Origin of the sequence: Vibrio sp. OPT20 (genome assembly GCF_963889365.1) — a bacterium.
Classification (GTDB): domain Bacteria; phylum Pseudomonadota; class Gammaproteobacteria; order Enterobacterales; family Vibrionaceae; genus Vibrio; species Vibrio splendidus.
Window position 1 is genome coordinate 52,633 of sequence record NZ_CAWPOA010000050.1, and the last position, 26,504, is coordinate 79,136.

The window sequence follows — 26,504 nt, forward strand, 5'->3', positions numbered from 1 at the left end:
GCCAAAGCTCATCAGAATTTGGCTTAGGTCGAACGCCAGCCGCTAAGCTATAGATAATCAGATCCACTTCACCTTCGAAGTAGGTTTCAATGGCTTCGACAACTTGTGTACGTGTTTCTTGTGAAAATGCATCGCCAACGATGTTGATAGCAGTGCGTTGCTCTCGTTCGGCTTCTTTCTTGAAGTAGATGTTGTTGTACCAACCAGCACTACCGAGGGACTTTTCGTTAGGACCGCGCTCGAATGAGACGCCGATGGTGTCAGCTTTTGCACCGCCAAAGGTCACGGCAATACGAGCGGCAAGGCCGAAGCCTGAGGAAGCGCCGATAATCAGTACTCGTTTAGGGCCATCTTTGATTTGCGGCGCACTCTTAACAAACTTGATTTGTTGCTTTACGGCTTCTTGACAGCCAAGAGGGTGAGCGCTTTTGGCTACCACACCCTTGATAATAGGTTCGATCAGCATAAATAACCTTACAGTTAACGGTGATATGCACTCAGGCTAACGTAAAGCTGTGTAAAATTTATTGAGCTAGACCATTAAAACTTAAAGATACTGATATAATTCTTCGGCGACGAATTCAGCGATCCAAGGTTGAGCTTCTGGTTTTGGATGCAGTCCGTCGTTCATCATCCACTCAGGTTTAAGGATGATATGCTCTAGGAAAAACGGCAAAAGCGGCACATTTTGTTGATCAGCAAGCGCTGCAAAAACGTATTCAAATTGCTTGTTGTAACGCTTACCGTAATTCGGTGGGATTTTAATCTGCATCATAATTGGCTTGGCGCCCGCAGCTTTTATCTGCTCAATGATTTGATCAAGGTTTGCAGACATGAGCTTAGGTGGGAAGCCACGAAGGCCATCATTTGCACCGAGTTCGATAAGAACAGTGTCTGGAGCATGTTCTTCAAGCAATTGTGGTAAACGAGCTAACCCGTTGCCGGTTGTGTCACCCGAAATACTGCCGTTAACCACGGTAACTGTTTTGTCATGCTTCGCTAATGCGTTTGGCAATAGACTTGGCCAACTCTGTTTGATGTCCATGTTATAACCAGCACTCAAGCTATCACCAAGTACCAGTAACTTAGAATCTAACTCGGTATCTTGAGCCAAAGAAGCGGTTGAAAATATAATAAAGAATAAAAAGGAAATTAGTCGAGTCATGCATACATCCATCATTAAAGCAGAAGCTGTTTCGAAGACAGTGTCTACTAATCAAGAACATTTAACAATCCTAGAGCACGTCGATATTGATATTCGTGAAGGTGAAACTGTCGCGATTGTCGGCACGTCTGGCGCAGGCAAATCAACCCTAATGACGTTGCTTGCAGGGCTTGATGTGCCAACGAAAGGCGAAATCAGTTTATTAGGGCAGCCACTTTCACAGCTTGATGATGAAGCAAGGGCTAAGATCCGCAGTGAATCGGTAGGGTTTGTATTTCAAAGCTTCTTATTAATTCCAAGCCTTTCTGCGCTGCAAAATGTCACGCTTCCTTGTTTACTTAAAGGTGAAGACGAAGACATCGAACGTGCGACGGCTTTGCTTGATTCCGTGGGCTTAAAAGACAGACTTGATCACCTTCCATCTCAGCTATCAGGCGGTGAACAACAAAGAGTCGCTTTAGCTCGTGCTTTTATGATCAAGCCAAAAATCCTTTTTGCTGACGAACCCACAGGCAACCTAGACCAACAAACGGCAGCCAAAATTGTCGAGTTACTGTTTGAGTTGAACTCATCCCACGGCACAACGTTAGTTTTGGTGACACACGATCCTAAGCTTGCACAACGTTGCCAACGAACACTTAAGATGCATGTCGGTCAGATAGAGGAAGTCTAAATTGAATTCATCAAACGGACTGAATAAACGCCTGTTCTCATGGAGTGTCGAAGAGATTCGACACGGTCAGTTGTGGCCAGTTTCAATCGCTTTAACGCTTATTATTGCTTGTGTGTTTGCATTGTCGGCGTTGGCCGAACGTATGGAGCAGGTAATTGTTAAGCAGGGCAAAGATGCGCTTACTGCCGATAGCGTGTTTATCTCAGCAAACCCCATCCCGCAACCCTTGTTAGACCTCACTCAGGTTGAACAGTTAGAAAGCTCTCAGTTGACTCGTTTTTCAACCATGGCATTCAGTGATAACTCAATGCAGTTAGTGACGGTGAAAGCGGTTGAAAGTAATTATCCATTACGCGGTGAAATGATCTTAGAGGGTGCTGATAAAGCATCAAGTAACCATGTTAAGTCGGGTGAACTTTGGTTAGACGAGCGTATATTTGCGCAGCTAGAGGTTGAAATTGGTGACAATGTCACTATTGGTGATGCCGATTTAACGATAACAGGGCGCATCACCCAAGAGCCAGGTTTGAGCTTTAACCCATTCCAACAAATGCCAGCCGTGCTGATTCATACAAGTGATATCGATGCCACGGGAGCGATTCAACCGGGCAGTCGTGTTAGTTTTAGGCTGTTTCTAAACGGTGATGATACAAAACTGCAAGCCGCGCAAGACAGCGTAGAATTAACACCAAGCGATCGCTGGCGTACTCAAGATTCTGCGAGCCGTACTAACGACATGTTCGAAAGCACGACTCAATATCTTTCGTTAACTGTGGCTATCGTTGTGATAATGGCGGCGACCACTTTGGTACTTACTTGCCAACATTATGTTGCGAGTCGCCGTAAAACCATTGCGATGCTTAAAAGTTTGGGTGCGAGTAAGCAATGGATCATTAAATGGTTGTTTGTACAGGTGTCTCTGTTAGTGGTCATCGGCGCTGTACTGGGAATTACGATAGGGGTCGGCTTAGAGTTTCTACTTCGTATACCTTTAGGTGATTTGTTGCCAACACCACTTCCTAGCTATGGTATTGAACCTGTCATTTTGGCGATTTTATCAAGCATCCTCATTGGTGTGCCTGCTCTTGGTATTCCGTTAATTGGCTTGGTAAACACCTCGGCAATCAGCGTGATTCAATCAAGTCATCAGTCCAATGAAAGCTACAAGAAATACCTGTTGTTGCTGGTGCCTATTATTCCAATGATGCTGATGTACGGCGATAACTTGTTGGTATGGATAGTTCTTGCGGGTATCGCTTGCCTGTTCTTAGTGCTCGCGATTGTCAGTACGCTTGTTCTGCGTTTGGTCGGCAAGCTGCCGACGTCGACATCTATGCGCTTGGCATTGAGCCGAATTAATCGCACACCATTAGCAACAGGGATTCAATTTGGTTCTTTAGCGCTTTCACTGATGCTGTTGTCTATCATCTGGTTGGTCAGGAGTGATTTACTGTCAGATTGGCAACAAACCTTGCCCGAGAACGCACCTAATGCGTTTGCGCTAAATATTGCGAGCTATGAGAAAGACAGTTATCTCGAGACGATTGATGCAAACGAAGTAGAGCGTACTCAAGCGTTTCCAATTATACGAGGAAGACTCACAACCATTAACGGCGTTGAGGCGGCAAAATACAGCGAGACCTCAGAAGAAACAGACGCACTAAGCCGCGAAATCAACTTCACTTGGGGAGATAGCCTGCCTGAGTACAATGAAGTGTTAGAGGGCAGCTGGACACAAGAGCAGGGCGTATCTGTGGAATCCGATGTCGCGGAGCAGCTGGGTCTAAAGATTGGCGATGAGCTATCGTTCACAATCAACAGCCAGAATGTCTCTGCCAAGGTGAACAGCATCCGAAAAGTAGAGTGGCGAGAAATGAAGCCGAATTTCTACTTCATATTTACGCCAGATGTTTTGAGCTCTATTCCTTCTACTTGGCTCGTGAGTTTCCGATTAGAAGAACAACATAATCAGATGCTCAACGAACTCTCTCGAAATCACCCAACCGTGAGTTTGATGGATATTCGTAAGATGGGTAGCAAGATCCAAGAGTTGCTCAAACAGATTGTTTGGTCGATAACCGTACTTGCGGCTTTGGGTGTGGTAGCAGGGTTGTTGCTAATCTTTACTCTGTTGCGATTGAGCTTGTCTCAAAGACAACAAGAGATACGTTTGTACCGCACTCTAGGTGCGAGTAAGAAGCGAATTCTCAACACGATTTGGTGTGAATACGGGTTAATGGCGTTAGTGGCTGGCTCGATTGCTGCGATGGGTTCTGAGCTCAGTGTTGCAGGGGTAATGAACTTTGGCTTCGAGTTAGAACCTTCACTCCACCCAATGCTATGGATAGCGCTACCCGTGCTAACGTTTATCACATTGGCCGCGGTAGTGAATAGCTTAATCAAACGTTTGTTGGCACCAGTAAACAAGGATTTTGGCTAGTCTCTAGCGAGAGCTCACAAATGCTTAAAACGGTCTAAAAGTGACATTATTTATATTTAGTCATGCACTATTTATAAGGCGTCGCTTTAGACCGTTTTTTATTTGACCAATGCGTAGCACAAGTAACGAATATCGCACCTTAATTTTCCAATTTTTTAGTGTTTTTTAAAACTAATCGCACAATAATGCCGATTTAATGAACAGCGGTTAGTCCCTGTAAACAAAGGGTTTGCGCAACTTAGCAAGAACGTTATCAACAGTTATCCACAAAAACGGTGGATAACTTTAGGGATAAGTTAACATCTATGTTTTAAGAGTACGGATGCAGCCTTTATGTGGCGTCACTTAGGACAATTTTGACTGTTAGAATAACCTTTAAAACTCTATCTGGAGTTATTGAGTCAAGAGATTATTTATGTTTTTTACATAGATATTAAATCCCACTTAACTAAGACCTTGATAAAAATGTGTTTTAATTCATCGCAGAACAAAAGTAGAATAGCGGCAGTTAATCTTATTCTACAGAACACGATGAACCACAACAAAACGGATACAAATCAGCCTTCTATTGCCATTGTTGGTGGTGGTATTGCCGGAACAACGAGCGCGATTCACTTTAGTGAGTTGGGTTTTAAGGTCACTATCTTGGAAAAAGGGCCGAGTTTGGTTAATGGCCCACCAATTTGCCACCTGCACGCTGGCGGCAATTTGTATCGAGATATTTCTGTAGAGCAGTGTCTGCAGTTGCTCACGCAGTCAATTGATACCGTCCGCTTGTTTCCCCACACGATCAATATTCGTCCGACAATTATCGCTGTTCCACACAGTGATGGTGGAGAGCCGTTGGATCTACTTCCGCGTCTAAAGATAATCAAGGACGCTTATGCTGAACTTGTTAATCAAGATAAAAGTAACCAAGTGCTTGGTAAGCCGGAAGAGTATTACAAGCTGTACAGCAAAGAAGAGTTATTAACACTTGCCACCCAAACACAGCCTCTAAAACCAACATCGCTTGATGATTGGTGTATTCCTTTCGCTAAACATACGGATCTAGAAACCCTTAAGTATCCTGTTGCTATGGTTCAAGAGTATGGCTGGAGTGTATTCCGCTTATCTGCAACCGCTCAACTGTCTTTGGGGCAACAATCGAATTGCTCAGTATTAACCAACAGCCGATTACAATCTGTTGAATCGTTAGCGCAAGGCTGGTCTTTGACTTATACAGACGCTGAGAACCAAAGCTGTCATCTAACGACCGACTACTTGATTAATGCAAGTGGCTTTGAAACGGGCATCGTGGATGACTTTGTTGGTTCTAAGCAACAAAGGCTTGTTGAGTTCAAAGCCGCATACGTTACAGAGTGGCCGTATTCGCAAGAATGTAAGGAAGAGTGGCCAGAGGTTATCTTCCATGGCCCGAGAGGCACACCGCAAGGCATGGCTCAGTTAACACCGTACGCTGATGGTGTATTCCAACTTCACGGTATGACAGAAGGGATTACTCTGTTTGAGGGTGGGCTTGTTTCATCGTCAACAGATTCATCACAGCCTCAGCTGCCTTCTAAGCTTCTTAAGAAAATCGTATCAGGTTGGAGTGAAGAGCAGCTTGAATTAAGAACTCGCGCTGCGATAACGCATATGTCTCAGTTCATCCCAAGTTTCAGCTCTGCACTGGTAGGTGGTAAGCCTCTGTTCGGTGCACAGCAGATTCCGGGAACCGATCCGAGCTTAAGAGCTTCAGACGTTTCATTCTGTGGTGATCGCTATGCTCGACTTGAAGTCGTCAAAGCGTCCTCAACCTTAGAAGCTGCACAAAAGGTCGCTGAGCATTGGTTTGATGTCGCAGAGTCAGTATCGATTGAAGATACACACTCAGTGACAATGTCACTTAATCTAAGTGACATTGAGAATAGAGCGATAGATTTGACACAAGAACGTGGATACCCAGGAGCCCTTGCAAAGGTATCAGGCCAAGATCACGCTTAATACTCAGTCATAATCGACTACGCTGGACATCTTCAATTCGGCTTACTTTGACAGGTAAGCCGAACATTTAACTGAAACGCCTGCCTGTATCTTGTCAATTGCCTGAACTACATCTTGCAAACGAAACCTTCCTGGCTAACTCTTTCAAGATTCTTAGATTCTTAGATTCTTAGATTCTTAGATTCTTAGATTCTTAGATTCTTTGCGACATAGCGATATAGCTACATAGCTACATAGTAAAAACTAATAGCCGAAAAACTGAGCCCATTGGCACCACACATCTTGTAATCCTAAGCGATCGCCTTTACTAAACGAGACCTCATGTCCAGGTTTGGCTTGTGCTAAGCGTGGCAAATCGATTCTGGCGACACATCCAACCTTTGGGTAGCCACCAATGGTCTGTCTGTCATTAAGCAACACGATAGGTTTCCCATCTTGGGGGATTTGAATCGCACCTAAGGCTATGCCTTCTGACAATAGCGAAATATCAGGTGAATCAACCGCTTCACCACTCAGTCGATAACCCATGCGATTTGAATTTTGGTCAACGTGATACTGTGCGTTATACAAAGTCTCTTTTGCTGACTCGGAGAACAGCTCGCTTTGATAGCCTTCAATCACTCGCAGGTTCACTGGTAGGTTGTAATTAGGCGTGTATCGAAAGGTAACACTCAACGCTTTAAACGGGCGAGAGAGTTTGTGTTGGGTAAACGCAATTTGTTGCCCTTGTTGACATGGCTCTCCATCTTGCGTTAATCCACCAATCTTTTCACGAGTCACCGTAGAGCTGCTATCAAGAGTTGATGGGACATCGAAGCCACCCTTAACGGCTAAATACGCCCTTAGACCATTTTTAGGTAAACCAAATGAGAGAACTTGCCCTGCGAAAGCTTGAAAAGTACGCCAGTTCGACTGTGGTTTGCCATCGAGCTTCGCTTGTAAATCGCCACCACATAACGCCATTTCGCAATCAAAATCGATTCGTAACGCACATTGCCCAAGCGTGATTTCCAACGCCGCTTGGTTGACTGGGTTTCCGAGTAGGTGATTGGCCCAGCTATACGAGTAATCATCAACAGGGCCACCTTGTGTCAACCCGAGGTGAGCGACACCAAATCGTCCGAAGTCTTGAATCAAACTCAACGGGCCAGGTTTAATCACTGTTAGTGTTGGTTTAGCTATTGTATTAACCATGAGCGACATCTCCACTAATCTCTGCAAATTCTTGTTTTGAAATCGCGATGAAACGGACCCTATCACCGACATTAAGCAGAGACAGCGGCGTTTGCGTGGTATCAGCGTTCTTTAATTGGCTGTGATCAAACAGTGCGAGTGGGCAATTGCCAATAATATTCCAACCGCCCGGTGAGTCCGAAGGATACACCGCCGTTTTCGTATCCGCGATGGCGATGCTGCCTTTCGGTACACTTAAACGTGGGGTTGAATGACGAGGCAAAGCAAGCTCATTGACCACATCAGACATAAACGCAAAGCCAGGCGTAAACCCAATCGCACTGACGCTATAAGTCTGTGAGGTGTGATGTTGAATGATCTCATCCAGCGAGATGCCTTTGGCTTGATATCGGTCTAAATCGAGTGCTGTTTCTGGTGAGTAATAAGCGGGAAGCTCGATAGTGTTACGCGTGTTACTAACGCTAGAGAAAGACGAAAGAGCGTGATTCAACAAATTATTGAGTTGTTCCATGAGCTGCTGTTCTGATATTCGATAAGGTAGGTAATCGACCAATATTGTTTGGTAAGCCGGCGTCACATTCATCAACACCGACGCTAAATTTTGGCGAATGGCATCGGAAAAGTGAGCCATGTACTGCGCATATTGAGTGCTAGATTGATTATTTGAAGGCGATAGCGTCAAGGTCACCAAAACGCTGCATTCCGCGACTGGCGCTATATTGAATTCAATTTGATTCGTCGTCATTTCGTTTCCATACGTTTGTTTGCCTTTTACTAGCTTACTTGCCTTTTGTTTACTTATTTGGCGTGTTTTACTTCCGTGTCCAAGCCAATACAAAGCAATTAGACCATACGAGCAATTGGTTCGATGCTCGGTTAGGCGAGTGATAAGGCCATGCGCCATACCAATCACACGCTTCATATTAGTTAAAAGCGTTGAGGTCTTGTCTGATTTTTCTAATTAATGCGATGGATTGGGGGTTATCACCATGAACACAGATGGTATCGGCTTCAATAGGCAGTCTTTCACCTTCAATGGTCGTGACCGAACCGTAGTTAATGATTTGCATGACTTGGTTGTAGATGTCGTCTTGATTGACGTAAACCGAGCCTTTTTGAGTTCGCGGCGATAACTGCCCATTATTCAAGTATGCACGGTCGGCAAATGCTTCAAATAACAGTGGCAGGTCATGATCGTCAGCAATATCTAAATACTGCTGATTGTCTGACGAAGAGAGGATCATTAAGGGGATGTTAAATTCAGCGACGGCTTGGGCAACGGCATTAAACACATCAATATTCGCCATCATATCGTTGTAAAGAGCGCCATGAGGTTTCACATAACCAACAGATGCATGGTGATATCGGCAAAGGGCTTGTAGTGCACCGACTTGATAACAAACCAGTTCACTGATCTCGTCCATGGTATGAGGAATAGAACGGCGACCAAACCCAACTAAATCTTGATAACCAGGGTGAGCACCGATTTGGGTGTGATAGTGCTGCGCCAGTTTTATGGTTTTGGACATAACGTGCGGATCAGACGCGTGAAAGCCACAAGCGATGTTTGCCATATCGACCCATTCCATGACCGACTCATCATCGCCCATCTTCCAATTGCCGAAACTTTCTCCCATGTCGCAATTAAGCAAAATCTTCGTTGTCACGTGGTGCTAATCCTTTACGTTGAGGTAAGTAATGACGGTCTTATAAATACTATAAATAAACAGTGACCTGACTCAAACTTTCGACACCGAAAATTTACCAGTATGCCATTTCATATATAGTTGAACTATTGATTAAAGGATTAATATCTATCTGTATATTAGGTGAGCACATGATATCGCGCCAGGTTTGCTTAGGACTAGCATTAACGACACCTGTTTTTGTAGCTGCTCAAGAAAACTCTTTAGACCAACTCATGTCGATGAGCCTTGAAGAGTTGTCTATGTTAGATGTTGAAATGGAAACGGCTTCGAAAGTGACACAAAAACTTACCGACATTCCCTCATCGGTTTATGTACTTTCTAATGAGCGAATTCAACGCAGTGGGGCGAAAACCATTGCGGAAGTGCTGACGCTAGTACCCGGCCTCAAAGTGACCAAGTTTAACGAGACCTCGTGGTTTGTTTCGACGCGCGGCTTTCATGATGGACTGTATAACAAAATGCTCGTGATGATGGATGGACGAAGCTTATTTAGTCCAGTCTATGGCGGTACGTATTGGAGCGATGTTGACTATATACTTGCCGATATCGAACGCATTGAAGTACTAAAAGGCCCCGGAGGAACGATTTGGGGAGGCAATGCGGTTAATGGTGTGGTGAATATCATTACTAAGTCTGCCAATGATACTCAAGGGACGTATCTCTCTGGTGTCGCCTCTAATACTGATAATTACGAGTTTAGTGTTCGTCAGGGTTTAAGCCTGAATGACGATGTGAATGCGCGTGCATTCTATAAGTACCGAGAAGAACCCACGTATCGCACAAACGAATCTGAAAAATGGAAAGCGCAAACGGCTGGGATGGTGTTTCAACCAAGTAATGCCGAAGAAAGTTGGTCATTACGTATTGGTGGTGAGAAAAGCTTTTATGAGTCGGAACTCTATACGTTCCAATATGATAACTCAGGCTCGTTTGTCGGTTCACAAGCCAATGATTTTGATAACAAGAGCCAATCTGCTTACGTTCAATTTAACGACTCTCGTCACTTTAATGAAAGTTCGACACTCTCATATTCGCTATGGGGTGAATATAATGAGGATAATGCGCCAGACGCCCCTGGAAGTTATTCCACAATCGATTTTGACTCGACCTATATCAACCAACTATCTGCAAAGCATCAGATGACACTCGGTGGTGGCCTGCGATATATGTATCTTGATTTCTCGTCTAGCCAAGTTTCGGACGTTGATTGGTACAATCCCGATTACGAAGGTCGAGCCTACAATATCCAATCTGCCAACGATTATATTGCGAACGCTTTTATACAGTCTCAAATTCAAATGACGGAAGCGCTATCGATTACTATTGGCGCCAAGGTTGAACACTTTACACAGAATGACTCAACAGAACTTTCGCCTCAACTGCGTGGCTTATATAAGTTAACTCAACGTCACTCCGTGTGGGCGGGGCTTAGCCGTGCGGTTGTTGCACCATCTTATATGGATTCAAACTCTACATATTACTTCAACAGTTATAATACCGATTCAAACGACAGTTATCTGGATGTCTATAAATCAAACTCGAACCTTGAAATAGAGGACGTCATAACGGCTGAAATGGGGTATCGCTACTCTAACAATTCAAATTTCGAGCTCGATGCAACAATCTACCTGAGTGAACATGACAATCTTCGCTTCCACAGCTATGACCCGAATGATATCCCCGCGAATCATGTCTATGTCGGTGCATTATCTGATGATTATAAAGCGAAAACCTATGGCTTAGAGTTAGGCGCAAGTTATCAAATTACAGAAGATCTCACCAGTTACCTTAGTTATGCCTATTCAACGTTAGAAGGCGAAAACAAGGGTGATGACCCTAAATCTAGCCCACAAACTGGCGTCTATCATGACATTGATAATGAACATTTAGCCACGGCACAGTTGATGTGGAATATCACCGATAGCTGGCAATTCGATGTTATCGGCCAATACATTAATGTGAATTACCCAGACTATTGGATAGCAGGCGATGGCACTCAATACGAATGGCAATCTTACCCACATGAAATAACCTTTGATGCACGTCTTGCATGGAAAAAATCATCCGCAGCACCTTTAATTGAAGTAGTCGTTGAAAACATTGGTAAGAGTGACGGCTATCAAGCTGAATTCACGTCTGAGAAAAGTGTCAACCAAGAGTCTGTATATGTGAGGGTCTCTCATGAATTCTAAGTGGCTCAAGTACCGTATTAAGCTTGGTTTTACTAAACTCGGCCTTGCCACTTTAGCTATGTTTATTATGCCTTTAAATACATCGGCGGCTAGCTTCAAGCCTTATGAAGTGAAAGCGGTGTACCTTTTTAGAATTGCCAACTTTATTCGTTGGAACGACGAAAGCACCATGAATACGGTTAACTTCTGTGTGATTGGCGATGAGAAGGTAAGCAAAGCACTGACGTCGATTACACAAGGGAAATCTATTCGTTCTCTCGCTATTCAAGTACATCAATTGGTGACTCCTAAGTGTGATATCACTTATCTATCTGATCTCGATAATGATGAATTTAGCCGTAAAGCCCACTCACCACATACTGTGACGATTAGCGATATCCCAAACTTTACGGACATGGGCGGAGTCATTGAGCTAACGCACATCGATAATAAGCTAAAGCCAAAGATCAACTTAGTGAATGCAAGACGCGGTGAATACGTCATCGGCTCAAACCTGTTACGAATCGCTATAGTGGAGGGCCAATAATGTTGTCTTTCATTAATAATTTATCGATTAAAAACAAGCTGATATTACCGATTGTCATCTTCATCGCAGTTACTTTTGTGACGATTCAATCAGTTAATTACACTGTCACTTTTGAGCGAGAGAAAGAGAGTCTTATTCAGCGAGTTAAAGTGTTGGCACAAGGTGTTGCTTATAACCTACAAGCCGCGATTCTATTTGAGGATAAATCTTCAGCTCAGGAGATTTTGTCAGCTTTCGTCGCAGATAAAGATATCGTCAGGGTGAAGCTCTATGACATTAACGAACAGCTTTTTGCGAGTTATCAAGTCAGTAATACGCTGGTTCCAAGGCCGAATACCGATGAATTAAATGACATCGCAGATCATCAATTTGCCATCTCCGAGAATTTCATCTTTTTGCTTGTTCCGGTGACGCTGGATGACGCTGTGATCGCTAACTTGAGAGTAACAATATCAAAAGAAACGTTTAATACGATCTTAACGAATATTTTCAAGGTTGCGGCCGTCTACTTGCTGTTTCTGGTGATCTTAGGCGGGGTACTGGTCAAATTGGTTCAACGCTTGATTATCGATCCAATGTTTGACCTTAATGAGGCGATGCAAGCCTTTGTTGAACGTCGTTCAAAACAACCAAAATTAGTCGCAACGAACCACGATGAGATAGGGGATCTTGTTCGAGCTTTTAATACCATGCTCGAAAGACTTCAACATCGTGACAACCAAATCAACTTTACGCTAGATAAACTACAAGAAGAAAAGTCGTTTGCGAATGAAGTAATTGAAACTGTTCAGCACTCGTTGTTGGTAGCCGATGAAAAAGGGTTCATCGTTCATGCGAACGCTGCCACTCGTGACATTTTTAAGTGTACCGAAGCGTTTCTTGAAAATTTATTGATCCAAGAGTTGATCGCGACAAAGCTAACTGGGTTCTTACAAGAGGTTATCGACGCCAATATTGAGCTGAATGACGAACTACTCGAAACCACCGATCTCTTTAACTCAAAACGTTGGCTTCGTGTGAGCAGCCGTTCGTTGTCAAAGCACGGTCGTATTCTTTATGCAATCCAAGATGTCACGGGGATAGAAACGGCCATGAGTCGCCAGCGTATAGCCGCGGGTGTTTTTGAGAACAGTAAAGACGGCTTAATCGTACTGAATTCATCCAATGTAATTACCATGGTAAACCCAGCTGTCACCCAACTTCTTGGTTATCACGCTGATCTGCTGGTGGGCAAAACACCATTTGACGTTTTTTCTTGGCAACAGTTTTCATCCCTAATGCCGACAATTCGCAGTTCATTGGAAAATTATGGGCAGTGGCAAGGCGAGGTATGGGAGAAGAGTGCATCTGGCACTTTGGTTCCAATGTTTGTAAAAGTGAATCGAGTTTCGTCAGACAACGAGAAAGACGAGTTTGATATGGTACTCACACTGTCTGATTTATCTAATGTCAAAGAGATGGAAAGGCTTGAACACTTGGCTCATCACGACGCATTAACGGGTTTGGCCAACAGAGCTCAGCTGTATAAGGTGATGGATGATGTAGTCACGTCTAGCCATTATTCTAATCAGCATTTTGCGGTTATCTACTTGGATCTCGATGGCTTTAAACACGTTAACGATAACTATGGACACGATGCGGGCGACGAAATCCTCAAAGAAGTATCGAGCCGGTTGCTATCTCAAGTTCGTGCAGGAGATTTGGTAGCACGTTTGTCGGGGGATGAATTTGTTCTTATTATTAAACAGACCAACAAAGTCTTGTTAGCAAAGTTAGCGGAGCGACTGTTGGAGCTGATCGGGCAAGAAGTTACCCATAAACAGCGTTCGCTTCATGTTGGAGCGAGCTTGGGCATACACTTAGTTGATGGTTCAGAGCGTGATATAGACGTGATTCTAAAGGTTGCCGATGAGGCGATGTACCAAGCAAAACGCAAAGGAAAAGGTCAATTTGTGTTCTCTCGTGATAGTTAATAGCCGTAGGCGTTTGTGACCTCTGCCTAAGTTGTTGTATCATAAGTGATAGGTTGAATATTTTTAATTAAAAGGTCTGCTAAACATGAATGTTTTAGTTACAGGTGGCATGGGTTACATCGGTAGCCATACAAGTATCCAGATGATCAACGCAGGAATGACACCTGTACTTTTTGATAGCTTGTATAACAGTAAACCAAGCGTTCTAGAACGTATTGAAAAAGTATCAGGTGTTCGCCCTAATTTCATTGAAGGTGACGTTCGTGATAAAGCGCTTTTGACTGAAACCATGAAGCAACACAACATTGAAGCCGTTATTCATTTCGCTGGCCTAAAGGCGGTTGGTGAATCTGTGGCTAAGCCACTTGAATACTATGACAATAACGTGAACGGCACGTTAGTTCTTGTTGATGCAATGCGTGACGCTGGTGTGAAAACCTTAGTATTCAGCTCTTCAGCAACGGTCTACGGCGATCCTGCGAGTGTGCCTATCACAGAAGATTTTCCAACAAGCGCAACCAATCCTTACGGTCGTAGTAAGCTAATGGTTGAAGAGTGCTTAACCGATTTCCAAAAAGCCAATCCAGATTGGAGCATTACACTGCTGCGTTACTTTAACCCAGTAGGTTCACACCCAAGTGGTGAGCTAGGTGAAGACCCGCAAGGTATTCCAAATAACCTAATGCCATTTGTCTCTCAAGTGGCCGTGGGCCGCCGTGACTTCCTATCGGTATTTGGTAGCGATTATCCAACAAAAGACGGGACTGGTGTTCGTGATTACATCCACGTCATGGATCTGTCTGATGGCCACATCGCAGCGCTTGAAAAAGTAGGGCGTAAAGACGGTCTTCATATCTACAACCTTGGCACTGGTAACGGTTCGAGTGTATTAGATATGGTTAAAGCGTTCGAGAAAGCGAGCGGTAAACAAGTCCCTTATAAACTGGTCGATCGTCGCCCAGGTGATATCGCAGAGTGTTGGGCAGACCCTGCTAAAGCTCAGAAAGAGCTCGGCTGGAATGCGACTCGTACATTGACTGAAATGACGGAAGATACATGGCGCTGGCAGTCAACGAATCCTAATGGTTTCCCTGGCTGATCTAGTCGTTTCATTAATGATTAATATACAAAAAGATGCTTTAGGGCATCTTTTTTGATCTAAATCGAATAAAAAGTGAATTGGTGGTTAAAAAGTATCATTCTGTATCGGTTGTTGTTATCATGCTCGCGAATTATATGTTTAATGTTAATTTTCTTTGGAGTTAATCATGGAACTAGGCCTAATTATCACTTTCATCATTGCTGCTGCAGTAATGGTTAAGAAAGAGATGGCAGAGAAGTAATTTCACTTTATCCCTTTTTGATACAATTTTTAGTGAAATAATAAAAGCCAGCATTTAGCTGGCTTTTTAGTATCTGCTGTATACGTTTCTGTGGTTCAGCTTTCTAACGAATTAGAATTCGTATTTAGCTGTGACTGACCAGTTACGACCAGCTTGCGTGTAATCTTTATCTTCTTGTGAGAATCCACGAACGTCATTCCACGAATAGTACTCTTCATCCGTAACGTTGAAAAGACCAGCTCTAAGCGTAAGGTCCTTCATCGGCAAGTAGTATGCAGTTAGGTCAACTACTGTTGCAGAATCAGTTGGTAGAATTTCGTCTTTTAGACCCGCGCTATTTATATCACTAGACTTCTTGCCAGCTGTATAACTAATGTTAAGTGATGTACCCCATAACGCTGAAGGAGCATCATAGTTAAATCCAACTACAGCATTCCAAGGGTTCACGCTGTTAAGAGGGTTACCTTCACCGTCTTCGCCTTCTGTGTACGTGGCTGCAACACGAGTACTCACACCTTGTACCGGCATGAAGTTATTCCAAGACAACGTGTTTGAAGCCTCGATACCTTTGATTACCGCTTCATCAATATTTACATTTTTATATACTGTTGGATCCATAGGAGTGGCTGAACCACTAACAGCTACATTATCAATGAAGTTATCGTAGTCGCTGTAGAAGATAGCGATTTCGCTTGATGAATAATTTGTGTTGTGACGCCAACCTAGCTCGTATGAAATACTTTCTTCAGCTTCTAAGTCTGGGTTAGGGGCATTAACATAACCGTGAGCAGGATTACCAAATGAATAGTAAAGCTCTTGGAAATCAGGAGCTCTGAAGCCTTGGCTGATTTGACCGAAGATCTTATTTTCGTCATTAAGCGTGTAAGTTGTACCTAAGCGTCCGGTAACAGCTGAGTCTGAATATTTTGCATAAGATTCTTCAGGGTTCCCACTTGGGTTTTGGCTTGTATCACCAGGATCTGTTTCAAAGCCGTCAAAACGAACCCCCGGAGTAATCATCCAATTTCCGATCGTCATTTCATTTTGTGCAAAGAATCCATACTTTCTTTCTGATGCAGAAGGAATATAGAAGATAACTTGGTCTGCACTGATTGAGTTATATTCGTTATTAACGTTTTTAATATCTTTGTCTGAATATGAAGCACCATAGATAAAGTAATTTTCTACATTACCTGTCATGAAGAACTTATCGAATTGCACATCAAGCTGATAGCCTTCATCTTCGTAGATATAGTCCTTTTTCTGAACGTTGCCAGCTGGCGGTAAGAACATACTACCACCCTTAGATGTTCGATTAGTTATACCGTTTTCTTCTTTGCTCAGCCAGTCAGCTTGCCAAGTAACGGTGTCGGCAAACGCTAAGTTAGCATCCCAAATATGTTTGATACCAATTTGCTGTTGGCTAGTCGAATCTTCGCCAGTGTAACCGGTGTAGCTTGAGCTATCTAAATCGGTATCACCTGAATTCTCAATGAAGTTACCAGAAAACTCTAAACGGTGCTGTTCGTTTAATTGATATTGAAGCTTAACCAACAAGTTGTTGTTCTGAGTATCTTGCTCATCAGGTGTACCAAAGTTATCAGTTTGCTCACCGTCTCTGCGAGTATAAGCAACGAGTGTTTCAAGATCGCCAATACGATTCGCTAAGGCAACGGATTCGCTAAATGTGTTATCAGATGAAGAGTAGTTGAACTTCGCGTGCCCCCCGAAATCTTTGCCGTTTAAAAAGTCACTTGGGTCTTTTGTTTCAAACGCAGCAATACCACCAATAGCATCTGAACCGTAAAGAGACGAAGCTGCACCTTTAACTATCTCAACAGACTTCAACATATCCGTATCAACATCGACACGCGAAGAGTTGATGAAGTTATATGACTGAGTACCACTTGGAGTAAATTGGCTAGTTTGTGAGACTCCATCAACGATAACCTTTACTCGGTTACCTTCCATACCACGAATATTAATACCTTGAATCCCCTGACGAGAATTCGTAGTGACCGTGACACCTGGTGTGTACTTAAATAAATCGTTTACATCCGTTACCATGTTTTTTTCGATATCTTTATCGTTAATCACAGTTACCGATGCAGCAACATCTTCAAGTTGTTGATTCGTACGAGTTGCCGATACAACAACCTCGTCAAATAGGGCATAATCGTCAGCAAAGGCTGATGTTGATGAAAGCGCTAAAACGATTGAAGCAGAGAGTAGGGATTGCTTATACATCTGATAGTTACCTTAGTTCCATAGTATTATCTTGATTTGCGAAAGATAATATTGGATCTAAATGATAATTACTATTATTTGCATTTAAATAATTTTCAATCTTATCAACTAATTCATAATTAATACTCTTAAATATCTGTATTAAAAAGACTTTTACAGTTCCATTCACAGCCTGAATGCTTCTGTTTTTGTGATTCAAGTCTCATTTATAAAGTAGGAAAGCTATGCATAGTCCAATAACACTTGAAGCATTACACATATTAGATGCCATTGATCGTCGTGGGAGTTTCGCAGCTGCAGCGAATGAACTGGACCGAGCGCCTTCTTCATTGAGTTATCAAATCCAGAAGTTAGAACAAGACTTAGATATCATGATTTTTGATCGCTCAGGCCACCGTGCAAATTTCACGGAAGCGGGGCAGTTAATATTAGAGCAAGGTAGAATCATTCTTGGTGCCACTGAACAACTCGTTAACGATGCGAGTATTCTTGCTAATGGCTGGGAGCTAGATTTAACCATTGCCTTTGATGGCATCATTCCTATTGCCAATTTCTTCCCGTTGGTCGACGAACTCGGGAAAATCAGCAAAACACGTGTTCGCTTACAAGAAGAGATCTTAGCCGGATGTTGGGAATCCCTGACAGATGGCCGAGCCGATTTATTGGTATGCCCCAAGCTCGACACGATTCCAAACGATATGAAAAGTGACATAATTGGTAAGATGGAAATGGTATGGGTCGCGGCATCAAACCACTACGTTCATAAACGTTCTGGCGAGTTCGATCAAAAAGCGAGGGAAAGTTACAGGGTTATTGCAATTGCAGACACTGCTCGCGATCAACCAGCGTTAAGTCGCAATATTCTAGAGAAACAACCTCGTTTAACCGTAACAAGCTTCCCTGCAAAGGTAGAGGCTCTGACAACTGGATTAGGGATTGGCACCTTGCCGAGTAGTATTGCTAAGCCGCTGATTGAATCTGGCGTTCTACAGCAGATTTCGGGTACAGAACCACAGCCGATCGATATCGTCATGGCTTGGCGACGCAACAAAATGGGCGACGCCAAGTCTTGGTGTATCCAACATCTTAAAAAGACATGGGCGTTAAAGTAACGGTAACACCATATCTGCAGTACCATCTTCAAAACTGATATCTAGCTCGAAGCCGAGCTTTTGAGCTAGTGTCAGCATCCCTCTATTCGTTGGCATCGTCATGCCCGACATCTGTTTAGTCTGCTTCGCACGGCAGTAATCAATAACCTTAGTCATAAGAATACGACCTAAGCCGACACCTTTCAGATCGGAACGTATCAGAATCGCGAACTCGGCATCGGTGTTCTCTGGGTTAATTAGCGCTCTCGATACACCAATAATCGCAGGCACACCTTGTTCCTTACGAACCACCACAAACGCGATTTCCCTATCAAAATCAATCTGAGTAAAATTTGCCAACGCCTCATGATTGAATTCACCAACATCACTAAAGAAACGCTTATACAGATCCTCTTTAGAGACGCGATTAATAAAATCGGCATGAAGCGGTTCATCTTCAGGAAGAATAGGGCGTAGCAACACTTCGGTGCCGTCCTTGAGTACGATATTCTCTTCAAGTTCGACCGGATAAGGGCGAATCGCAAGACGTTCTTGTGGATCGCCTTCGTACGCTTTCAAGATGATATCGGCATCTAATATCGTGAACTTGTCACCATTGGCCAGTACAGGATGGATATCCAAATCATGTATTTCAGGGCAATCCACTACCATTTGCGATATACGAACCAGCAACTCAGAGAGCCCTTCAATGTCGATCGGGTTAGGCAGTTTTTGCAGGCGAATCTTGCCACTTTTTATCGCCCTAATGATCAAGTAACGCGCCAGTGTCATGTTAAGCGGTGGGAAAGCAGCCGCGGCATCAATCGATTCATCCCACTCAGAGCCACCTTGGCCAAGTAAAATGATAGGGCCAAAGGTTTCATCGGTTGTTACTTTCACGCGTAGCTCTTGCCCGCCTGCAAGCTTGGCCATACCTTGAATCAACAAGCCATGGATATGAGCAGTAGGGAACGACAATTGAGATCGATCGAGAATTGCCTGAGCGGCATTCGCGACTTCACTACTGTTTCGTAAATTGAGCATCACACCTTGAACGTCTGACTTATGCGCAATGTCTGGCGAGCGAAGTTTTACGGCGACCGGGTAACCGATCGTTTCAGCAATGTGCACCGCTTCACTTGGGTCGGAAGCAATCCAAGTTGGCAACACATCAAGATTGAAGTGCTTGAAAAACTGACTGTTTTGATGGGTATCAAGACTAACTGTATCTTTATCCAGTAGTTGGCGCTCTATCCAATTTTTGGCATCTGCTAAGTCTTCAATGTGCACTTTTTCTGCCGTGGTCGGCGTTTCCATTAACTGACGTTGGTTGCGTCTGTACTCGACCAAGTGCATGAATGCGACCACTGAACTTTCAGGCGTTCGATAAGTTGGGAAACCCGCTTCCGTAAACAGCTTTCTCGCTGGCCTTGCGGTTAACTCACCAGACCAATTCGTTAAGATATTAAAGCGCTTGTGGCGAGGATGCTTTTTAATCGCCTCAATAATTCTCTCTGCTGTTTTGGCTGAATGTGCGACCGCAGAAGGGCTGTGCATGATAAGAATGGCATCCGCTTCATCGCCATCGAGTAAGATGTTTATGGTGTCGATATAGCGTTGATCGCCAGCATCGCCAACAATATCGATAGGGTTACTATGAGACCAGCTCGATGGCAAAACCTTACTGAGTTTATCGAGCGTATCTTGAGATAATTCTGCGAGCTTACCGCCGCGGTCAAATAGGGTGTCCACGGCCATAATTGCAGGGCCGCCACCATTGGTAACAATAGCCAAGCGCTCGCCACGCAAGGGCACTGAATGAGTTAGTGTCTCTACCGCAGCAAACAGTTCATGTAAGTTCTTAACTCGCAACATACCGCTGCGTCGGATCGCAGAGTCATAGATAATGTCTAAGGTATCGGCACCACCGGTATGTGCCATGGCCGCCGCTCGGCCTTTCGCTGTTCGTCCGCCTTTTAGCACTAGAATTCGTCGGTTGCGTGACGCTGCACGCGCCGCAGAGATAAAGCGCCTCGCATCAGTAATGCTATCGACATAAAGCAATATCGCTTCGGTGTGAGAATCGGTACTCAGATAATCCAAGAGTTCCGAGAATTCAATGTCACTGCCATTGCCTATCGAGATAAACGCTGAGAAGCCAATCTCTTTGTCGTTCGCCCAATCGAGAATCGTGGTACACACTGCAGCCGACTGAGAAACAAAGGCGATTTTACCTGGCAGTGCAGTCACTGGAGAGAAAGAGGCATTTAAATTTAACCAAGGGACAATAATCCCCAAGCTATTGGAGCCAAGCACCCGAATGTTGTGTTTTTTAGCAATCGCTAGGCATCGTGCATCATACGTTTCGCCATTATCGCTTTGTTGCTGCATGTCGGATGAAAGCACAATGACAGAGGCTATGCCTTTCTCGGCCAGCTCTTCAAAAATAGCCACATTACGGGTCGCATTGGTACAGAGAATCGCAAGGTCAGGCACGATAGGCAGTGACAAAATGTTCTTGTATGAGAGTACGCCTGCCACCGAGTCATATTTTGGCGTAACGGGCATCACCGCACCTTTAAAATCCCCGTGCAACAAATTGTTCATGACGATATATCCCGCGCGCGTTTCTCGTTGAGAAGCACCAACAACAGCGATTGAACGGGGTTTAAGGAGGGGATCAAGATGATTCATAGACATATCCTAGCAATGCACGTAAGTTCATCGTAACTTACTTTTCACTCACGGGTTGATGGCAAATTCACCGAATTCAGATGAATAAGCAAACACTGCATAAAGTTTGTGAAATAGGTCACCCACTAATGGTGTATAATCTCAAAGTTAACTTGATTCTAAACCGACGTATCGGCATGATTTATAGTAATTATTATTAAGGATATAGAGCTTTCCATGAAAAAATTTGCAATTGTGACTTTGCCACTGCTCTTGGCTGCATGTGTATCTGACGACTACGTTACCAATGTAACTTCAGATAGTTATCAAGAAGAGTACAAAACGGCAAAAGTTGAAGCTCCAGTTGTATCTCAATCTGAGCAAACAGGCGTTGTTGAAGAAAACGTTGTTAACGTGATTAGAACCGAACCTGTTGAGCAGAAAGTCACTCAAACAACTAAAGCTAAGCCAGTTGCAGTAGTGACAGGCCCAACGAAGAAACAACAAGATATGAACCAGCGCTTTGGTTACACGGTTCAAGTTGTTGCTGTTGGCAGCCAGAGTAAAGTCGATTCTTTCGTGAAAATGCTACCTACGACTTCTCAACCAGTTTGGGAAAACTACAAAATGGTTAACGGCACTAAGTGGTTCACAGTACTTTACGGTGATTACGCAACACGCTTAGAAGCTAAAAAGGCAATCTCAACGCTGCCAACCACTTTCCAAAACTTGAAGCCGTTTGTTAAGAGCATTGATGACATCAAGAACTCTGAATACCCAACGCTTAACAAGTTGAACTAAGTTTTAATTCAGAAAGAGGGAGCAATTGCTCCTTCTTTTGTTTTAAGACCAGCAGTTTTGTTTAATAGTTAATCGCTCGTTCTTTCGAACACAATTTTAACGTTCAAAACACTGTACCTATTTCGACTTTTGTTTATCATTGAAGTCAGTATTCCTAGTTTCAAGGACCGAATTTACCCATGAACACCATTAACATCCTTCTACTTTGTGGCGGTGGATCTTCAGAGCATGAAGTATCTTTAGTTTCAGCCGATTACCTTTTTGAACAACTGAATAGCGTTGCAGATTTTAACGTTGTCAGAGTTGAAATTAAAAACGAAGGCTGGTGTCTTGATTCAGGTGAATTGGTTTATCTAGATATCAACAATCAAACCTTACGTGGCGACAACCTAGAGTCTAAAGTCGATTTCATTGTGCCTTGTATTCACGGCTTCCCGGGTGAAACAGGTGACATTCAATCATTGTTTGAAATGGCTAAGATTCCGTACTTAGGTTGTGGTTCTGAAGCGAGTAACAACAGCTTTAACAAAATCACTTCAAAGCTTTGGTACGACGCACTTGGCATCCCAAACACGCCGTATCTGTTTTTATCAGACAACAACGACCAAGCGCATTCACAAGCGACTCAAGCTTTTGAAAATTGGGGCAAAGTTTTCGTGAAGGCGGCTCGTCAAGGTTCTTCTGTAGGTTGTTACCAAGTTAACCAAGTGGAAGACTTAAGCGAAGCGATCAATAAGGCGTTTACCTTCTCTGATCAAGTGCTGGTTGAGAAATCAGTTGTGCCTAGAGAGCTCGAAGTTGCCGCTTATGAAATCGATGGTGAGCTACACATCAGCAAACCGGGCGAGGTGATTGCACCTAATGGCGCATTTTACTCTTACGAAGAGAAATACAGCTCAGACAGCCACTCAATTACCGAAATTGAAGCAAATAACTTAACAGACGAACAACTAGAGTTAATTGCAGACAGTGCTCGTAAAGTATTCACCCAAATGAAGCTTCGTCACTTATCTCGTATCGATTTCTTCTTAACGCAAGACAACGAGATCTACCTGAATGAAGTCAACACCTTCCCAGGCATGACACCAATTTCCATGTTCCCTAAAATGGTTGAACATGATGGCCACAAATTCAGCCAGTTCCTAGAGAACTGTGTGAGAACAAGCATTTCTTAGTTGTTCCAAAATATCTTAGCGAGTCTTACACCGCTGGCTAAATAAAAAAATAGCGCCTTGAGCTTACCCGCCAAGGCGCTATTTTTTAAGAGTTCGAGCTTTTACTTCTTAGAGTCAAAGCTTTTTGTTTTTAAAGCCAGTCAGTTATTGATCACGCCGTTTTGTAACCAGCTGTCTATTAAAAGCTAACTATTAACACGCGGTCTATAAACAAGCTAACTGTCAACAAAGAGGCCATCAGCTTACAGCCAAGGAACTATTGGTTTAATGCCAACAGATAGTCAGCTTATTGCCAAGGGATCAGTGCTTTAAACTTCATCTTCTCAGTCTCAGCCGTACCCGAATAACCCACATATTGCGCAGGCATTGCAGGGCTGAGCCAACGACCAAAATCCTGAATCTCTCTAACCTTAAGACCTTGTTTTGACAACTCTTGTGCGGCACCTACACGAATCGAATTCCCTGAAAAATGGTGGTTTTCTGCGAGTTGAAGTAAGTCGCTTGCACTTCTTAATATCCTATAGATCGACGAATCATCTAAAGGTTGCAGACTGATATTCTCATGCTTGTCTATCGCACGGAAGATGGGCAATTCTTCTTGTGTCCCAGTAAACGCAAACCAACGCTGAAGTGCAGCACTTGCTACTTGCGACAGCCGATACGCTGAATCTTTTATTGTAATTTGGTAATCATTTTCAACGCACTCGACATTACCCATTGATAACGACTTAAGTTCTGATCGTTTTAAAGCACACTCAAACATCACATTATAAATGGCGATATCTCTGATCTCTTTTAAGCTCGATTTCTCATTTGAAAGTAACGTGTTCAATTCAATGAGGTGTGCAGATGTCATGGCATTGGTTTGCTTAGCGTCGCCGGCCATTTGAGCTTGCAAGTGGAGCAGGGCAAAACGAACTTGTCTATGCTTGATTGGGTTGGCAAAGCTCAAGACAGTATGCAACAAACTAAGCGTTGCAGTGTAACGTTTTAAAGATGCGTATTTTCTGTCACTGGATTCAGTCTCGAGAAAACGACGAACAGCAGTAATAGAGGCAGGGAGTGTGTTGATACGATTTTTAGTACAGAACGCATGGTAGCGATTCCAATCACTGTAGATACCCAGCAGTGAGTTACGAGAGTACTGATATCCTGTTAACTCATCTATAATTTCAATTGTCGCGTGCCTGTTCAATTTTTCAACAAATGAATTAATTGTCACAGAGTCGGTTAAAATAGGGACTTTTTTTCGCAAATTACCGTACCTCGACAGGTGTTTTTACCATATTATGCTTGATATCATTATAAGTATACTTATGATTAATACAGTGAAAACAAAAAGATGATTAATAGATATGGCTAATTCAATTTACCGTAGCGTCCATCTGCAATCGATGGATGCGAATAACACCATTTGGCGTGCTAAGTTAAAAAACAATGTGATTCAGGGCAACCTAGCTGCCGTGAAGAAGAGTATTGATTGGTGGATTGACACGGCGTCTATTATTGACCCTAAAGAGTTCACTGCATTAAATAAGTCGAGAGGAACTGGTGGCCTAACTGAAAATTTCAACGGCTATCAGATCAAGAATGACACCGGTGAGCCTAACGCGTGGTATTGCATGTTTAACGGGCGTCTTATCAAAGGCGGCAAGATTGCAATCCAGCGTCATATAGAAGCTTACTTACTCGCAAAACAAAAAGCAGAGCAACAAAAGAAGTAATTTATGAGCCTAGTATATTCAACAGAAACAGGTCGCATTAAACCTGAAGAAGAGAAAGTCCAACGTCCTAAAGGCGATGGTATCGTTCGAATCCAAAAAGAAACCAAAGGCCGTAAAGGCAAAGGCGTTTCTATCGTAACGGGCTTAGACCTAGATGACGCACCATTAAAACTAATGGCAGCGGAACTCAAAAAAGTGTGTGGCTGCGGCGGCTCAGTAAAAGATGGCAACATCGAGATTCAAGGCGACGCTCGTGACAAGCTCAAAGCGCATCTTGAAAAGAAAGGCTACAAAGTTAAATTTGCTGGCGGTTAAGCTCTAACTAATGCCAGGGGTAAAATCGAAGATTATTATCACTGGTTATTAGGTATTTTATGGTAAATAGCCAATATGGTTAAATACACAGTATAAATCAGAGAATATCGACACCAAATAAAGGCAGGGCATCACACAAGGATACCTGCCTTATAAACGCCAAAATCAATTTAACATAACGTACATAATACGCACTAAGACTGTAAACCCCAGATAGTAATGTCACTATTTTCCAAAGTTATCCTTATCATCGTTTCCCCTTAAAACCCTTATTACAACTGGTGCCTCAAGCATATTGAGTTCACCAGCATTCTCTAAACGCTGTTTTAACCCAACCATTATACGTGTGGCCAACATCTACATGATTCGTTTACACAAAGCCGATTAACGAGAACATTTGTTCCGCCTGTCTAACTTACATCTTCTTGTACTCATGATTCACCGCGCTGTGTGTAAACCTTGTGGGCATTGCTGTCGTTTCTTTTTAAGATTTTACACACGCCACCGTGTTTCTTGTTGGCTACACACGTTGAATTCTGTTTTGTGTAATCCAGTAAGCCAGTTAAGTTTTCTCGCACGAGCTCGTCTGTAAGTTTTCATGCTGAGTTTTTTAAACCCAACTTACTGCTCGCACTAAATTTGTGCTTGTTAGTTAGATTATTGGATTACTCTGTGTGTTCCTCAGATCTGCATAATGTCATGAACAGACTTGTTCAAATCGGTTAAGTCACTTTACCTAAACCACAAACATCCACGCTCGCGGTTCCTTGCCGTTAGATCATCGCTAGAATGGATTTAGGGTTCACTTTGACCGTGCCACCTTGATCACGCCTGAACGACGCGAGTTTAATCCGAAAGAATTGCTCAGTTTTGCCTATTGGCGCGACGAACATCGTCAGCTCGTCGAACGCCACGGAAAAATTGAGTCCCCGAAATACTATCCAGCTAAAGAGCATCCTTTGCCATTTCGTGGTGGCCGTCGTATGCCAGCGAAACCTTGGGTGCCTACCAAATTCAAGTAACACTTCACGCAGACCTTAGGGAATTACCATCAGCATAATAAGAACCAAAAATGCCAATTCATGGTAATAAATCCCTATTGTAAGGTACCGAGAAAAAGGTATGACTCTCCTATCCCACTTTTATACGCTGGCACTATTGTAAGTCCCCCTTAAACAGTTGTATGGATAATAAGCACTCCAATCGGGTAATGTGAGACCCAGGCTTTAGCTGCAACTAAAGCTTTCTATGTAGTAGTTCGTTTAAACGCTGGCTCC

The 26,504-nt window shown here is 43.3% G+C and carries 19 protein-coding genes and 2 pseudogenes; 13 read left to right on the forward strand and 8 right to left on the reverse strand.

Features of this window, described 5'->3' with window-relative positions; translation table 11 throughout:
- A pseudogene (locus tag AACR09_RS09910) lies at window positions 1-466 on the reverse strand (bifunctional NADH-specific enoyl-ACP reductase/trans-2-enoyl-CoA reductase); the annotation flags it as partial.
- Window positions 467-547: 81 nt separating this feature from the next.
- Window positions 548-1,165: an arylesterase gene (locus AACR09_RS09915; RefSeq protein ID WP_193834874.1), complete on the reverse strand. Its 618-nt coding sequence runs from the start codon at window positions 1,163-1,165 to the stop codon at window positions 548-550.
- Here AACR09_RS09915 and AACR09_RS09920 point away from each other — a divergent pair.
- From AACR09_RS09920 to AACR09_RS09930, 3 genes are all read left to right on the forward strand, one after another.
- Window positions 1,164-1,838: an ABC transporter ATP-binding protein gene (locus AACR09_RS09920; protein WP_193834875.1), complete on the forward strand. Its 675-nt coding sequence runs from the start codon at window positions 1,164-1,166 to the stop codon at window positions 1,836-1,838. The two genes, AACR09_RS09915 and AACR09_RS09920, sit on opposite strands and share 2 nt — an antisense overlap.
- A 1-nt stretch (window position 1,839) precedes the next feature.
- Window positions 1,840-4,278, forward strand: coding sequence for an ABC transporter permease (locus tag AACR09_RS09925; protein ID WP_108209148.1), 2,439 nt, complete (start codon window positions 1,840-1,842; stop codon window positions 4,276-4,278).
- Window positions 4,279-4,809: 531 nt separating this feature from the next.
- Window positions 4,810-6,264, forward strand: a complete 1,455-nt coding sequence (locus AACR09_RS09930; protein ID WP_193834876.1) for an FAD-dependent oxidoreductase — start codon at window positions 4,810-4,812, stop codon at window positions 6,262-6,264.
- Between the two features lie 243 nt (window positions 6,265-6,507).
- On the opposite strand, the gene AACR09_RS09935 is transcribed toward AACR09_RS09930, so the two are convergent.
- From AACR09_RS09935 to AACR09_RS09945, 3 genes are all read right to left on the reverse strand, one after another.
- Window positions 6,508-7,458 (reverse strand): 5-oxoprolinase subunit C family protein, encoded by a 951-nt coding sequence (locus tag AACR09_RS09935; RefSeq protein ID WP_416222632.1) that lies wholly within the window; start codon window positions 7,456-7,458, stop codon window positions 6,508-6,510.
- A complete protein-coding gene (locus AACR09_RS09940) occupies window positions 7,451-8,203 on the reverse strand; it encodes a 5-oxoprolinase subunit B family protein (RefSeq protein WP_193834878.1) in 753 nt (250 codons plus the stop codon). The genes AACR09_RS09935 and AACR09_RS09940 overlap by 8 nt, the downstream gene beginning before the upstream one ends.
- Before the next feature lie 178 nt (window positions 8,204-8,381).
- A complete protein-coding gene (locus AACR09_RS09945; protein ID WP_017064591.1) occupies window positions 8,382-9,125 on the reverse strand; it encodes a 5-oxoprolinase subunit PxpA in 744 nt (247 codons plus the stop codon).
- Window positions 9,126-9,295: 170 nt separating this feature from the next.
- Here AACR09_RS09945 and AACR09_RS09950 point away from each other — a divergent pair, with 170 nt between their 5' ends.
- From AACR09_RS09950 to galE, 4 genes are all read left to right on the forward strand, one after another.
- Window positions 9,296-11,359: a TonB-dependent receptor plug domain-containing protein gene (locus AACR09_RS09950; protein ID WP_065607174.1), complete on the forward strand. Its 2,064-nt coding sequence runs from the start codon at window positions 9,296-9,298 to the stop codon at window positions 11,357-11,359.
- The gene (locus AACR09_RS09955; protein WP_102534129.1) at window positions 11,349-11,885 is read left to right on the forward strand and encodes a YfiR family protein; all 537 of its coding nucleotides are present in this window, start codon (window positions 11,349-11,351) and stop codon (window positions 11,883-11,885) included. Before AACR09_RS09950 ends, AACR09_RS09955 begins: the two co-directional genes overlap by 11 nt.
- Complete coding sequence (locus tag AACR09_RS09960; protein ID WP_193834879.1) at window positions 11,885-13,858, forward strand: diguanylate cyclase domain-containing protein; 1,974 nt, start codon at window positions 11,885-11,887, stop codon at window positions 13,856-13,858. Before AACR09_RS09955 ends, AACR09_RS09960 begins: the two co-directional genes overlap by 1 nt.
- Window positions 13,859-13,943: 85 nt before the next feature.
- Window positions 13,944-14,957 carry a UDP-glucose 4-epimerase GalE gene (gene galE, locus AACR09_RS09965; RefSeq protein ID WP_017086437.1) on the forward strand — a complete coding sequence of 338 codons (1,014 nt, stop codon included), beginning with the start codon at window positions 13,944-13,946 and terminating at the stop codon, window positions 14,955-14,957.
- 355 nt (window positions 14,958-15,312) lie between these two features.
- Here the strand turns inward: galE and AACR09_RS09970 are convergent, their stop codons facing one another.
- Window positions 15,313-17,448: a TonB-dependent hemoglobin/transferrin/lactoferrin family receptor gene (locus tag AACR09_RS09970; protein ID WP_102481690.1), complete on the reverse strand. Its 2,136-nt coding sequence runs from the start codon at window positions 17,446-17,448 to the stop codon at window positions 15,313-15,315.
- 224 nt (window positions 17,449-17,672) lie between these two features.
- Here AACR09_RS09970 and AACR09_RS09975 point away from each other — a divergent pair, with 224 nt between their 5' ends.
- Window positions 17,673-18,560 carry a LysR family transcriptional regulator gene (locus AACR09_RS09975; RefSeq protein ID WP_004730984.1) on the forward strand — a complete coding sequence of 296 codons (888 nt, stop codon included), beginning with the start codon at window positions 17,673-17,675 and terminating at the stop codon, window positions 18,558-18,560.
- On the opposite strand, the gene AACR09_RS09980 is transcribed toward AACR09_RS09975, so the two are convergent.
- Window positions 18,552-21,233, reverse strand: coding sequence for a bifunctional acetate--CoA ligase family protein/GNAT family N-acetyltransferase (locus AACR09_RS09980; protein ID WP_193834880.1), 2,682 nt, complete (start codon window positions 21,231-21,233; stop codon window positions 18,552-18,554). The two genes, AACR09_RS09975 and AACR09_RS09980, sit on opposite strands and share 9 nt — an antisense overlap.
- A gap of 216 nt (window positions 21,234-21,449) precedes the next feature.
- Between AACR09_RS09980 and AACR09_RS09985 the strand changes: the two genes are divergently transcribed.
- Window positions 21,450-22,013 (forward strand): SPOR domain-containing protein, encoded by a 564-nt coding sequence (locus AACR09_RS09985; RefSeq protein ID WP_004730988.1) that lies wholly within the window; start codon window positions 21,450-21,452, stop codon window positions 22,011-22,013.
- A gap of 179 nt (window positions 22,014-22,192) precedes the next feature.
- Window positions 22,193-23,188, forward strand: coding sequence for a D-alanine--D-alanine ligase (locus AACR09_RS09990; RefSeq protein WP_193834881.1), 996 nt, complete (start codon window positions 22,193-22,195; stop codon window positions 23,186-23,188).
- Window positions 23,189-23,474: 286 nt separating this feature from the next.
- Here AACR09_RS09990 and AACR09_RS09995 read toward each other — a convergent pair whose 3' ends face one another.
- On the reverse strand, window positions 23,475-24,443 hold the full coding sequence (locus AACR09_RS09995) for a tyrosine-type recombinase/integrase (protein ID WP_193834882.1): 969 nt from the start codon (window positions 24,441-24,443) through the stop codon (window positions 23,475-23,477).
- Window positions 24,444-24,543: 100 nt separating this feature from the next.
- Between AACR09_RS09995 and AACR09_RS10000 the strand changes: the two genes are divergently transcribed.
- From AACR09_RS10000 to AACR09_RS10010, 3 genes and pseudogenes are all read left to right on the forward strand, one after another.
- On the forward strand, window positions 24,544-24,912 hold the full coding sequence (locus AACR09_RS10000; RefSeq protein WP_004730993.1) for a DUF3319 domain-containing protein: 369 nt from the start codon (window positions 24,544-24,546) through the stop codon (window positions 24,910-24,912).
- A gap of 3 nt (window positions 24,913-24,915) precedes the next feature.
- Window positions 24,916-25,227: a stress response translation initiation inhibitor YciH gene (gene yciH, locus AACR09_RS10005; RefSeq protein ID WP_009845368.1), complete on the forward strand. Its 312-nt coding sequence runs from the start codon at window positions 24,916-24,918 to the stop codon at window positions 25,225-25,227.
- Window positions 25,228-25,973: 746 nt separating this feature from the next.
- Window positions 25,974-26,249: pseudogene (locus AACR09_RS10010) on the forward strand (DUF3653 domain-containing protein); the annotation flags it as partial.
- Between the last annotated feature and the right edge of the window lie 255 nt (window positions 26,250-26,504).

Coding starts and splice junctions, on each gene's coding strand:
- AACR09_RS09940 (WP_193834878.1), bottom strand. CDS start 8,203: ATGACGACGAATCAAATTGAATTCAATATAGCGCCAGTCGCGGAATGC.
- AACR09_RS09955 (WP_102534129.1), top strand. CDS start 11,349: ATGAATTCTAAGTGGCTCAAGTACCGTATTAAGCTTGGTTTTACTAAA.
- galE (WP_017086437.1), top strand. CDS start 13,944: ATGAATGTTTTAGTTACAGGTGGCATGGGTTACATCGGTAGCCATACA.
- AACR09_RS09960 (WP_193834879.1), top strand. CDS start 11,885: ATGTTGTCTTTCATTAATAATTTATCGATTAAAAACAAGCTGATATTA.
- AACR09_RS09915 (WP_193834874.1), bottom strand. CDS start 1,165: ATGACTCGACTAATTTCCTTTTTATTCTTTATTATATTTTCAACCGCT.
- AACR09_RS09930 (WP_193834876.1), top strand. CDS start 4,810: ATGAACCACAACAAAACGGATACAAATCAGCCTTCTATTGCCATTGTT.
- AACR09_RS09935 (WP_416222632.1), bottom strand. CDS start 7,458: ATGGTTAATACAATAGCTAAACCAACACTAACAGTGATTAAACCTGGC.
- AACR09_RS09990 (WP_193834881.1), top strand. CDS start 22,193: ATGAACACCATTAACATCCTTCTACTTTGTGGCGGTGGATCTTCAGAG.
- AACR09_RS09980 (WP_193834880.1), bottom strand. CDS start 21,233: ATGAATCATCTTGATCCCCTCCTTAAACCCCGTTCAATCGCTGTTGTT.
- AACR09_RS10000 (WP_004730993.1), top strand. CDS start 24,544: ATGGCTAATTCAATTTACCGTAGCGTCCATCTGCAATCGATGGATGCG.
- yciH (WP_009845368.1), top strand. CDS start 24,916: ATGAGCCTAGTATATTCAACAGAAACAGGTCGCATTAAACCTGAAGAA.
- AACR09_RS09985 (WP_004730988.1), top strand. CDS start 21,450: ATGAAAAAATTTGCAATTGTGACTTTGCCACTGCTCTTGGCTGCATGT.
- AACR09_RS09950 (WP_065607174.1), top strand. CDS start 9,296: ATGATATCGCGCCAGGTTTGCTTAGGACTAGCATTAACGACACCTGTT.
- AACR09_RS09970 (WP_102481690.1), bottom strand. CDS start 17,448: ATGTATAAGCAATCCCTACTCTCTGCTTCAATCGTTTTAGCGCTTTCA.
- AACR09_RS09975 (WP_004730984.1), top strand. CDS start 17,673: ATGCATAGTCCAATAACACTTGAAGCATTACACATATTAGATGCCATT.
- AACR09_RS09920 (WP_193834875.1), top strand. CDS start 1,164: ATGCATACATCCATCATTAAAGCAGAAGCTGTTTCGAAGACAGTGTCT.